Source organism: Kosmotoga sp., from assembly GCF_982836095.1.
The window spans coordinates 1-10,987 of the sequence record NZ_CEYIHJ010000051.1; the positions used below are offsets into that span (position 1 = coordinate 1).

Annotated in this window: 14 protein-coding genes, 1 other RNA gene and 1 pseudogene; 2 read left to right on the forward strand and 14 right to left on the reverse strand. The window is 42.3% G+C overall.

Annotated elements, in window-relative coordinates; genetic code table 11:
* Nucleotides 1–70: 70 nt before the first annotated feature.
* From AC3LHT_RS04940 to glnA, 3 genes are all read right to left on the reverse strand, one after another.
* Nucleotides 71–523: a single-stranded DNA-binding protein gene (locus AC3LHT_RS04940; RefSeq protein ID WP_488662149.1), complete on the reverse strand. Its 453-nt coding sequence runs from the start codon at nucleotides 521–523 to the stop codon at nucleotides 71–73.
* 2 nt (nucleotides 524–525) lie between these two features.
* Nucleotides 526–996, reverse strand: a complete 471-nt coding sequence (rpsF, locus tag AC3LHT_RS04945; protein WP_488662150.1) for a 30S ribosomal protein S6 — start codon at nucleotides 994–996, stop codon at nucleotides 526–528.
* 139 nt (nucleotides 997–1,135) lie between these two features.
* On the reverse strand, nucleotides 1,136–2,461 hold the full coding sequence (glnA, locus tag AC3LHT_RS04950; RefSeq protein WP_488662151.1) for a type I glutamate--ammonia ligase: 1,326 nt from the start codon (nucleotides 2,459–2,461) through the stop codon (nucleotides 1,136–1,138).
* Between the two features lie 151 nt (nucleotides 2,462–2,612).
* Here glnA and AC3LHT_RS04955 point away from each other — a divergent pair, with 151 nt between their 5' ends.
* Together AC3LHT_RS04955 and ffs are read left to right on the forward strand one after the other, a co-directional pair.
* Nucleotides 2,613–3,935, forward strand: coding sequence for a hypothetical protein (locus AC3LHT_RS04955; RefSeq protein WP_488662152.1), 1,323 nt, complete (start codon nucleotides 2,613–2,615; stop codon nucleotides 3,933–3,935).
* A gap of 45 nt (nucleotides 3,936–3,980) precedes the next feature.
* Nucleotides 3,981–4,242, forward strand: an RNA gene (ffs, locus tag AC3LHT_RS04960) — signal recognition particle sRNA large type.
* Nucleotides 4,243–4,250: 8 nt separating this feature from the next.
* Here ffs and AC3LHT_RS04965 read toward each other — a convergent pair.
* From AC3LHT_RS04965 to AC3LHT_RS05015, 11 genes and pseudogenes are all read right to left on the reverse strand, one after another.
* Nucleotides 4,251–4,718, reverse strand: coding sequence for a hypothetical protein (locus tag AC3LHT_RS04965; RefSeq protein ID WP_488662153.1), 468 nt, complete (start codon nucleotides 4,716–4,718; stop codon nucleotides 4,251–4,253).
* Between the two features lie 9 nt (nucleotides 4,719–4,727).
* A complete protein-coding gene (locus tag AC3LHT_RS04970; RefSeq protein WP_290645368.1) occupies nucleotides 4,728–5,186 on the reverse strand; it encodes a 2-thiouracil desulfurase family protein in 459 nt (152 codons plus the stop codon).
* Nucleotides 5,183–6,034: a peptidoglycan DD-metalloendopeptidase family protein gene (locus AC3LHT_RS04975; protein ID WP_290645366.1), complete on the reverse strand. Its 852-nt coding sequence runs from the start codon at nucleotides 6,032–6,034 to the stop codon at nucleotides 5,183–5,185. The genes AC3LHT_RS04970 and AC3LHT_RS04975 overlap by 4 nt, the downstream gene beginning before the upstream one ends.
* Nucleotides 6,031–6,465, reverse strand: a complete 435-nt coding sequence (locus tag AC3LHT_RS04980; RefSeq protein ID WP_290645364.1) for a diacylglycerol kinase family protein — start codon at nucleotides 6,463–6,465, stop codon at nucleotides 6,031–6,033. The genes AC3LHT_RS04975 and AC3LHT_RS04980 overlap by 4 nt, the downstream gene beginning before the upstream one ends.
* On the reverse strand, nucleotides 6,462–7,064 hold the full coding sequence (locus AC3LHT_RS04985; RefSeq protein ID WP_488662154.1) for a 2-oxoacid:ferredoxin oxidoreductase subunit gamma family protein: 603 nt from the start codon (nucleotides 7,062–7,064) through the stop codon (nucleotides 6,462–6,464). The genes AC3LHT_RS04980 and AC3LHT_RS04985 overlap by 4 nt, the downstream gene beginning before the upstream one ends.
* A 5-nt stretch (nucleotides 7,065–7,069) precedes the next feature.
* Nucleotides 7,070–7,897: a 2-oxoacid:ferredoxin oxidoreductase subunit beta gene (locus AC3LHT_RS04990; RefSeq protein ID WP_290645359.1), complete on the reverse strand. Its 828-nt coding sequence runs from the start codon at nucleotides 7,895–7,897 to the stop codon at nucleotides 7,070–7,072.
* The gene (locus tag AC3LHT_RS04995; protein ID WP_290645357.1) at nucleotides 7,884–8,411 is read right to left on the reverse strand and encodes a deoxycytidylate deaminase; all 528 of its coding nucleotides are present in this window, start codon (nucleotides 8,409–8,411) and stop codon (nucleotides 7,884–7,886) included. Before AC3LHT_RS04995 ends, AC3LHT_RS04990 begins: the two co-directional genes overlap by 14 nt.
* The gene (locus tag AC3LHT_RS05000) at nucleotides 8,408–8,869 is read right to left on the reverse strand and encodes a ferritin-like domain-containing protein (protein ID WP_290645355.1); all 462 of its coding nucleotides are present in this window, start codon (nucleotides 8,867–8,869) and stop codon (nucleotides 8,408–8,410) included. The genes AC3LHT_RS04995 and AC3LHT_RS05000 overlap by 4 nt, the downstream gene beginning before the upstream one ends.
* A complete protein-coding gene (hemW, locus tag AC3LHT_RS05005) occupies nucleotides 8,853–9,998 on the reverse strand; it encodes a radical SAM family heme chaperone HemW (RefSeq protein ID WP_488662155.1) in 1,146 nt (381 codons plus the stop codon). Before hemW ends, AC3LHT_RS05000 begins: the two co-directional genes overlap by 17 nt.
* Nucleotides 9,998–10,825, reverse strand: coding sequence for a hypothetical protein (locus AC3LHT_RS05010; protein WP_290645351.1), 828 nt, complete (start codon nucleotides 10,823–10,825; stop codon nucleotides 9,998–10,000). Before AC3LHT_RS05010 ends, hemW begins: the two co-directional genes overlap by 1 nt.
* Nucleotides 10,822–10,987 (reverse strand): annotated as a pseudogene (locus AC3LHT_RS05015) (Asp-tRNA(Asn)/Glu-tRNA(Gln) amidotransferase subunit GatB); the annotation flags it as partial. The pseudogene AC3LHT_RS05015 and the gene AC3LHT_RS05010, both read right to left, overlap by 4 nt.

Sequence of the window (10,987 nt, forward strand, 5' to 3'; positions counted from 1 at the left end):
GCAAAGCCTACACTTCTTCTTTGTCCTTCTATTTATTCTTTCTCACGTATTCATTCCTCCTCGAGTCTGATTAAAATGGGATATCATCACTATTGGTATCAGTGGGTTCGCTACCAAAGAAGGTTATATCATCGCTGAGATCCTCTTTTTTTTCAGGTTCATTGACAACCTCAGGTGAGCTTTCAACCTGGGACCTGGTTTCGAGAAATCTTATTGCATTTGCCACTATTTCTGCTGTGCTGCGCGGGTCTCCATCAGCTGTTTTCCATTTCCTGATTCTAAGTGAACCCTCCACCAAGACCAGTCTTCCTTTTGACAAATAGTTGCCAGCGAATTCAGCGAGTTTTCCAAAACTGACTATTCTAATGAAGTCAGTGTTGCTACTGTCATCTGAGCCGCTTCTTGTCGGTCGATCAACGGCAAGGGTAAAAAGTGAAATCTGTGTTCCACTGGTACTGAATTTGATTTCTGGATCCCTGGTTAGACGACCAACAAGAACCACCTTGTTGTAGCTGATAGACATGATTACTCCTCCGCCTTTTTTTCAGTTTCGGGCGTTGCTGTGTTATCGGATTCCTCAGTAGCCGGCTCAACAGGTGTTTCAGCAACTGTTTCGGCAACTGTTTCGGCAATGTCTTCAGCTTCATCGGCTTCTTTGTCTTTTACTTTTTCCTTCTTCTTGTTTTCCTTTTCAAGATCTTCTCTCCTGAAGGTTTGCCATCTGAAGATATCAGGTGTGATGTTGAAAAGTCTTTCCAACACATTGACTTTCTCGGGGTCAGCGCGGAAAAGGATAAGGGTGTAATCGCCTTCTGTAAATCCTTTTCTTACACGATAAGCCAGTTTCCGCATTCCCCAGCGGTCGAACTTCTCGATCTCGCCCTCAACTCTTTCTTCGATGTAGTTCTTTACCTTTTCGGCAAGAGCATTTCTCTGCTCTTCATCGAGTTCTGGCGAGACAATGAACATGGTTTCGTAGATTCTTTTTTCTGACATTGTTTACCTCCTCCCATGGACTTATGGCTTTGTCCTTAGACAAAGCGGGATATAACGATAAAGCATTATATCACATAACAACTCCACTTGTTGAAACATAATGTTTCATAAAAAAATCCTGATTTTTAACCTCTCAAATTCAATATAAGTCTATATACTCCGCCAACTCCCAGTCAGTTACGCTCCTCATAAAGCGTGCCCATTCCAGTTTTTTCGTTTCAATGAACTTTTCAAATATGTGATCACCAAGAACCTCCTGAACGAGCCTGCTTTTTTCAGCCTTTTCCGTTGCTTCTTTTAGATCATGGGGTAGAAATCTTATTTTATGCTTCAGTTTTTCTCCGCTGCCCAGTTCAAATATGTTCTTATCAACAGGCTTAGAAGGTAAGACTTTTTCTTCAATGCCTTTCAATCCCGCAGCGAGTACGACAGCCAGAGCGAGGTATGGGTTACATGTTGGGTCGGGGTTTCTGATTTCGATTCGTGTCGCCTGCTCCCTGACTGAAGGAACCCTTATCATCGCGCTTCGATTTCCAAGAGCCCACGAGATATTTACTGGGGCCTCATATCCTGGTACCAATCGTTTGTAACTGTTGATTGTTGGATTGGTGATCGCGGTGATTTCAGGTGCGTATTTTAAAATTCCACCAATAAAGAAAATCGCAGTATCGCTCAGTTCGTAGGGTTTTTCAGGATCATAGAAGGCGTTTTTGCCTTTAGAAAAGAGGCTGAGATGTATGTGCATGCCGGAGCCGTTTATCCCTTCAAAGGGTTTGGGCATAAAAGTTGCATGAATTCCGTTAAGCATAGAGATTGTTTTCACAACCCATTTGAATGTTTGTATATTATCCGCTGTCTGCAATATGTCCGTGTAACGGAAATCCACTTCATGCTGTGAAGGAGCTACTTCGTGGTGCGCTGCCTCTACTTCAAATCCCATTTTTTCCAGCGCAACTACGATATTCTTTCTCGTTTCTTCACCATTATCTACGGGCAGCATATCAAAATAACTACCACGATCCAGCAGTTCTATTTTCTTTTCTTTTGTATCATTGGTTTTGCGATTTATCAGGAAAAACTCTGGCTCAGGCCCGGCAAAAGCTTCAAAGCCCAACGATTTGGCCTTGTCTACGACTCTTCTTAATCGGTATCGGGGATCCCCCTCGAAGGGAGTCCCGTCAGGAAGCATAACATCGCAGATAAGCCTGACTGTCTTCTCAGAATCCGATTTCCATGGCAAAAGGGAAGCCGTGCGAGGGTCTGGAAAGAGCAACATGTCGGATTCTTCAATTCTAACAAAGCCATCGATAGAAGAGCCGTCAAACATCACACCTTTTATCAACGCCTCTTCCAGGCGTTTGACAGGAAGCTCAACGTTTTTTAAGGTACCATTGATATCCGTTATTTGAAGGCGTACCAGTTTAACCTCTTCGGATTCGGCAAAATCCAGTGTTTTTTTTACCATCCGCTTTCCTCCTTTTCATCTGATGGTATCCTTAAGACAAATCGGCTTTTGGGAATATAAAATGCAATTGCATTTGATTCTTATCATACTATTTTTCGGCCTTCAAACGCAAATAAAATTCTTCTGATAAAATAAGATTGGAGGTGAAAATTTGAACATAAAAAGAGTTCTTATTGCTGTCAATGATAGTGAAAATCTTTTGGAGCTTTGCAGTTTTCTCGATGCCAATGGAGCTGAGATTGTTGCCGATTCTATAAGTTATGATTACCTCATAGAATCCGGGATCAACACCTTGAAGATTAAAGATCTTTTTGAAGAAATACATTCTGATGATGAACTGCTATACCTCATGGCTTTACGGTTGAGTCAAAGCAAAACTGAAACACAAGGGCAAACCTTCGATATGGTGGTCACAAATCTCAGTAGCAGGTTTGATTTAGAATACGAACGCGGTTTAAGCATCGATACCGGTAGACTGGCATTGATTTCCGCTTCCATAAAAAATTATCGGGATATTGTTCTCTTAACCGATCCACAAGATTACGATGATGCCATAGATAACATAACCTACTGTGGTGATATCTTGCTTCAAAAAAGAAGAAGATTAGCTCTAAAGGGGCTATACAGTATTTCTTCATATATCTCCACTGCTCATAAAGAATTTTCGCAGTTTTTTGCATCCGAGAAATATGAATATCTCGTTCTTCAATATGTGATTCCTCTGTTATCCGGGAGTTATTTGTATAAAATCGAAGGTTATCCCGGTCTTCTCGATGAGGTTCACCTTGCAAACCCAGCGGTGGGGATTGAACCAGAAGATATTTACAACGCAGCTGCGTTTATGAAGCTCTATGATCTAATCGGTGACGTGGCAGCTTTCCTATCGAATGGCAAAATTCTCCACGTGTCCATGAATAATCACATTGATAAACATTACAACAGTCAGGGGTTGATGTACGCTTCCAGCTTCACCATCGATTACTCCATTATGAGAAAATTGTTTGCTTTGGGGGTTAACTCTTTTTGTGGGGTTTTTAACGGAGAAGCAGTACGATTCGCGCATGAAAACGATATAAAGATCTTTACCATTCCCGATAAATCCGTTCTTGATACCGGGAAAGAACAGTTTCACAGTAGCGAGAATTATCTCATCAAAGAACCTAGCAAAATATTGAATTTCCAGAGCTTCTCAAAAGATGAGAAACTCGCAATTGCATCTGTAATGATAAATCCTGCTGTTTCCGCTGCATTATGCAATCACGGAGAAGCCAGAGTGTTGAACACTGGAATTGTCAACGAACTCTTTCCAATAATCGAAAGCTTAAAGCCCAATCCCGGTTCTGTCTTCGCTGTGAATGTAGATCCGATGGAGAAAGAATACTCAAAATTGAAATCAATGGGTTTTAGAGGCATTTTAGTTCCCGGACTTAAAAAGAATTACAATGACATCATTCTTAGGTCTTTTCTGAAATAGCTGCCTCTTGAAGTGGAAGGCAAATCGCGTTATAATGTAACCGCACCATGCTAGGCGGGGAGCTGGCGGTTCCCTGTACCCGAAATCCGCCATATGCGGGGCCGAAAGCCACCAGAGGCTATCATGGTCGGAACACGGTGCGTCGAAGGATGTTGAGGGTTGGGTCCTGCGCAACGGGAACCTGTGAACCTGGTCAGGTCCGGAAGGAAGCAGCCATAAGCAGGCTTACCGTGTGCCGCAGGAGTGCTCAACCTGAGTCTGAGGGCGTAACCGGTCCGGTTGTGGTTAGTCGAAGGTGGATGCATGGTGCTTTCTTCAATTTTCTCTTCTTTTAAACAGGGCAATTATACCAATAAAAATCCCGCCAAAAGCAGCTCCAAGTGCTGTGTATCTTGGAAATTGTGGCGTTATTTCTGTCAGCGTCCCATGCTTATTCACAATGGGTATTTCGGTGGAAAACCAGAACAATGACACGAAAACCACTACTATTAACAAAGCGTTTGTTATTACCCAGTTTCGTTTCTCCTGCAAAAAAGAATACGAAACTGCAAGAAAGAAAAGGAATAGCGATATGCAAAAGCCAATAAAATAGAGAACAACCATGGTAGAAAGCATCCCACTATGCATAAAGGCAAGCGTATCTCCATATTTCTGAAAAAGCAACAGTCCCAATGAAGAAAAACCAGTTATCCATGCGGCGTAACTGAACTTTTTATACCTGGTTTTCAGTTTTTTCTCTTCCGCAAGACTCAGGGTTCCTTTGCTTCGTTTTTTAGCGCGCATTCCATCACCTCAGGATCCAATGAAATACTCTATTTCGTCCTCAGATAGAACCTCTATGCCATTTTCCCGTAAAAGAGCGGCGGTAACTCCAACACCCGGAATGAGGATTGAGCTAAACGTGCCGTCATAAACATGCTGAGTACCACACGAAGGACTTTTACTTTTCAGAATTGCGAGCTCTACTTCAAAGAGCCTTGCAATTTTCAAAGTTTCTTCTGCTCCCCTTTCAAAAGCCCTTGTTACATCAACCCCGAATTCATTTACGACTCTTGAACCCGGTGCCCAGCCTTTTCCGCCAGTTATTTCTGCTCTCGGCCGGGGCGTAGGCAAGCCTGCTAGTTGCTCGGGACAAACAGGGATAAGAGAAAAATTATTCATTAAGGAAAAAATCCTATAATTGAGATTGTTCTTACCATTGTAAGTACAATTTATTCCAAAAAGGCAGGCGCTAACGAGTATTCGCTTCATTTTCCGCCGGTGTCCGCATTTCCTTCCTGGTATCCTCTTATAACGTACATCAAATCTTTTGCCGGAAGAGTTGAAAGCGGGTCCACGGTTCTGTACTCGTTATCCCTGACCTCAAAATGGACGTGAGGGCCGGTAGCAAGGCCTGTTGCACCAATTCTTCCCAGCAATGATCCCATAAAGACACGCTGACCAACATAGACACTTATATGACTCATATGGCCATATCGCGTAACCATGCCGTCGTCATGTTGTATTTCCACCATGTATCCATAACCTCCATTGAGTCCAGCAAAAGTTACATATCCGTCAGCTGCGGCAAATATCGGTGCCCCCATGGGAGCAGCAATATCAAGCCCTGTATGAAAGGCAAGCTTTCCGGTTATGGGGTGTTGCCGCCATCCGTAATTTGAACTTATAACCCCGTAAACTGGCCATCTGAAGGGTCTTTCTATCGGTTTGTAGTCATATTTGTTGATTGAATCCATAGGAACAAACAGTTTCTGACCGGGAACAATAATATCTCCGTTTTTGATGCTGTTGGCTCTTATTATGTCCTCAACAGGAGCGAAAAACAGTTTGGCTATATACGAAAGGGTTTCACCCTTTTTCACTTCATATAACAATCCATCCGGTTGTGGAAATACGATTTTTTCACCGATCTTGAGACTTTTAGGATCTTCTATGTCATTAAAGTCTAAAATCGTAGAAACATGTAACTCATGCTCTTTGGCAATCGAATAAAGCGTATCCCCCTGCTGGATAGTGTAAGTGATAATAACATAACCAAAACTCGTTATAGACACGACTACTAGCATAACTAACAGCGCCAGCAAATTGCGGTTGCTCACTTCTTTCCACCTCCAAAAAGGCCAAGGCCAAAAAGAATACTATCTAATATTATACCAATAATGAACCCATAAAATCTCGAAATACCAAATAACGCTTTGCCGAAAATAATCGTTGCAACAATTACACTGAACATTGAGCCAAGAAGCACAGTCCCGGCAGAAATATCTTTTATGATCTCAATTCTCCGATGATATCGTTCTTCCATGAAGTCCAACAGCGCTTCAACAACCGTATTCAGACCTTCAAGGCTCAAAACGAAAAAGGTGGAAAACAAAATCCAAAAAAACTCCCATCCCTCCAGTGGGAGTAGAAATGCCAGCAACAAGACTAATATTCCTATTATAAATTGTACCCTGAAATTCCGCTCATTTAAAACCAAATATTTGAGTCCCTTTACGGCAAACTCAAAACTATTTAAAAATGGCCTCATTCGATCCCTCTAATGAATTCTCTTGATTCTTCTTTTATCGTATACGATTTTTCAACCAATGATATGCCAAATTCGATTGCCTCTTCGTTCAATTTGTGGTACTTTTCTTTTATATGCTTTTTCATAGACCTTTTAAGTGCTTCTGGCTGGACTATCTTCGAAGCCTTTGAAATGATGCCCAAGCCCACCATGTTTGACGGCAAAGCTGTACCAAAGCGCTCTTGTGTTAGTTTTGATATTGGTTTCATGACTATCTTCTTGGTTAGTCTAAACGCCTCTTTAGGAATATCTGCCACATAAGAGCTATCTATAATGAGGATCCCGTTGGGTTTCAAGAGATTGATGTGTGCATTTATGGCAATTTGGTGCATGGAGTAAATCACGTTGAAATTATTCGCTTTGGGATAATCTATGGGCTCTTTGCAGAAAAGCACATCGCAGTAGGACAGCCCGCCTCTCACCTGAGCTCCATACGACTGAGTTTGAACTACCCACAGTCCCATGGAAACCAGAGCATCAGCGAGAATAATTCCCATCAACACATTTCCCTGGCCACCTATACCTGATATTCTAACAGAGTGGGGTTGACGCACAGCCATGTTAATCACTCCTTCTCCTTGAATGCCAATTTCAGTTTGAGCTGTTCGTATTTTTCATTATAGGTTTCCTTTTCTATGTCTACAAACTCACCGATGACTATTTTCCCTTCGAGCTCTTCTGGAGGCATCTTTTCGGCCTTCTTCAGGGGAACGGATTTTTCTTTGAAATACGAAAGCATCTGAACAGGTTCTGGCATACCGTTGTATCTGCCAAAATACGTATGGCAGTTAGTCATGATTTCTATAACTGACATCCCCTTGTGTTTGAGCCCATTTTGAATGTATTGAACTGTCTGTACATAGTGGTATACTGTACTGCGTGCCACGTAGGTCGCACCCGAATTAATAGCCAACTTCACCGTGTCAAATTGATCTTCGATGTTACCATAGGGCGCGGTAGAAGCATAGGTATCTTCTGGTGTTGTGGGAGAATACTGGCCACCTGTCATACCGTAAATGTTGTTGTTGAAGATGACGACAGTTAGATCCATGTTTCTTCTACACGCATGAATGAAGTGATTTCCGCCAATAGCCAGAACATCTCCATCGCCACCCATAACAACCACCTTAAACTCAGGTCTTGCGAGTTTGACCCCGGTTGCAAAGGCAATAGCCCTTCCATGCAGTGTGTGCATGGTGTTGAAATTCAAATAACCCGTTACCCGCGATGAGCAACCTATTCCCGATACAACAGCAATTCTTTCAGGATCCAGCAACAGACGGTCAATTGCATCAACAAAGGCTTTCATTATAACGCCATTTCCACACCCAGGGCACCAGACATGGGGCATTCTGTCTTGACGCAAATAAGTTAGCAATCTAGATGTTGACATGATTACCTCCTTCAAGTTTGAGTTGTTCTAACGTAACACCACATGTTTTGAATAAAAATTCCGAGAGAGGGTCGGGATAATCCCAGCCATACACTACACGCTTTATCCCGGCATTTATCAGTATCCTCGCACATATTGAGCATGGCTTATGCGTTACGTAGATTGTTGCTCCCTCAGTAGGTATTCCAAATCTGGCCGCTTGAGCAATGGCATTTTGCTCTGCATGGGCGGCATAACAAATTTCCTGGTTTTCACCTGAAGAAACAGAAAGAGCGTCACGAATGCAGGCTGTTTCATCGCAATGGGGAAAACCCGATGGAGGCTGATTATACCCCGTCGCAAGAATCCTGTTTTCCCTGACGATAATCGCCCCTACCTTGCGGTGGATACAGCTTGATCTCTCTTTGACTGTATCTGCCAGGACCATGAAGTATCGATCCCAGTCAAGGCTTTCTCTCTTCTTTTTCTCAGCAGTGAAATTTTTCAAAAAGTTTTCAAGCTCTTCCCTTCTCATTTGAGCAAATCCCTCAGTATCACAACGTGTTTCTTTTCTTCCTTTATAATCTTCTTTACTGCTTCTTTAGCTTCGTGATCTGCCAGTATTTCCAGAAGATCATAATAGAATATTATGCTATCCTTTTCGCGTTCAATAGAGTATTTCACCACGTCTTCTGGAGAACTATCTTTGAACATTTCTTTCAGAGTTCCAGCATCTGGAAAGATCTTGTGCTCACTCAAGGTCTTCAGATATTCTGTAGCCTCATCCCAGTTCACGAGTTCCTGAGCTTCTTCTTCAAACCTCTTCAGAAGTTCTCTGAAGGTAACAATGTGTTCTTTTTCCTGAGAAGCAAGAAATTCAAATGTAGATCTTGCACTTTCATCCCGAGCTTTCTCAGTCATATCTTTGTAAAATTTAAACCCCTCGTTTTCGATATTCAAAGCAATGTCTAATATCTCATGTGCTGAAAACACCGGTTATCCCCTCCTTTATTTCCAAAATTCTCTCAAACACCAGACGCGAATTATCGAATCCAGCCTCATTCAGACGAATCCTGCCATTTTCAAAGACGGCAAGGCCAGAAAGCTTCTTAGCCAGTGCTTCGATCAGGGTGAGCTTGTGCCTGCTGTTTGTCAATTTTTCAAAAGACAATCCCTCAACGAGCCTCAAGGACATAAAAAGTGTTTCAATATCTTCCTGAAGGTCGTCGTTGAAAACACTGTATGCACGCGGCAATAGGTTCTTGGCAATAGCCCTTTCATACTCTTCAAAATGTGTTGTGTTAACATACCTGAGCCTTTTGAAATGTCCACCGGCTGAGATCCCAAATCCTATGTAATCGCCATTTTTCCAGTAATTAACGTTATGCTTGCAGAGCATTCCATCTCTTTGCCAGGAGGAGATTTCATAACGTTGATACCCCAGAGCAGAGAGGTTGGACTTTACTTGTTCATACAGCTTCTCCATCGTCTTTGCATCCGGCAACACAATCTTACCACTATGCACGTTTTTCATCAAAGGAGTATCATGGTCGGTGTCGAGGAAATAATAAGAAATATGTTGCGGAAACAATTCTTTGATAAGTCCAAGATTTCCTTCCAGATTTTTTTCTGATTCCCCCGGAAGCCCGAGAATGAAATCGAGGCTGAGGATATCAAAGCTGTCCTTTGCCATTTTCAGACGATTGAGTAAATCAGCGGGAGATTGGCGACCAACTTTTTTGAGTATGGAAGCCGATACACTTTGTACTCCAACGCTCAATCGGTTTATGCCCAATTTTTGCCAACTTTTTATCTTATTCATTTCAAGCTCCCAGGGATTTGCCTCGAGCGTTATTTCAACAGGTGAGAAGTTGGTTAAGGTTCTGAGTTTATCAATGAATTGTTGTATATATTTCACGGGGTATATAGAAGGGGAACCCCCACCAAAGTAAAGTGTTTCCACGATGACAGAGGGGTTGTTTTTAAACCAGAGCTCCATTTCTTTCAACAACAGATGCTGGTATTTCTCTATGAGCTCCGGGTCTTCTTTCATTTTAGCGAAATCACAGTAATGGCAGAGCCTTTTACAAAAGGGAAGGTGTACATATACACCTGCTTTCATCAGTTCACCATTAACCCAAGAAAGAACTCCTCCGGGATATAGTTCTCAAACCCGATGCCAAATATCAGGAGGTTTTTTCCCCCGGGTGTCCTAAATCCGAGTTTTGTATTCACGCCATCGGTTTTTATAAATACCATTAAATCCCCTGTGAGATTTCCGCTTTCAAGGGATACCGGAAAAACCCAATGGGCTGAAATACCAAGGGCACGGTTATTGAAGTCATAGCACAATCCAGCACCATATCCAAGTTCCCCAAGAGAGCCTATGGTCACCAAATCCATTCCCAGATCTATAATCCCGTTGTTAAAACTCAGCCTAAAACTTCTGTTGAAGTCTTTTATAAAAGCATATGTTTTCAAATAACTGATGCTTGTATCTTTGTTTTTTATACTCAGCACATTCGCCCCAAGGCTCCATTTCCCTAAGGGGATACGATAATTACTATAGGAAAACAGATGGTATTTTCCGTCAGAAGTTACTTGAATTTTGCTGAAGCTCTGAGAATATACCGGAGGCGTATAGGTTCCCCGGATCAACGTTGTAGAGAGCGATACCTCTTCGCCCAAATAGAGTCCCAATGAAAAACTACCATCACGGGTTTTGATTTTGAAAAAACCGGTTGAAAAATCAGCCCAGCTTTCAGAATACAGAATGCCCATTCGTGGTGTGGAATTTCCCAATTCAAGGCCCCAGCTGAACCTTTCTGAAAGAGGAAAAACCACTTCGTTTTTCCAGTTTTCATTCATCAACGAAAGATAGGTAGCCCCAAAAAGCGTGAATGGCAGCATCAAAAATAAGAAAATTATAGGGATTATCACTTTTTTCATGATTCCAAAAGCCTCCTCACGATTTCATTTACCGCCGCTGGATTTGCTTTGCCGCGTGTCTCTTTCATCACAGCACCAACAAAGTAACCCATTACACCTTTCTTCCCTTCTCTGTACTGCTTCACAGCTTTTGGATTTGATTCCATGGCGCGTAGAACGATA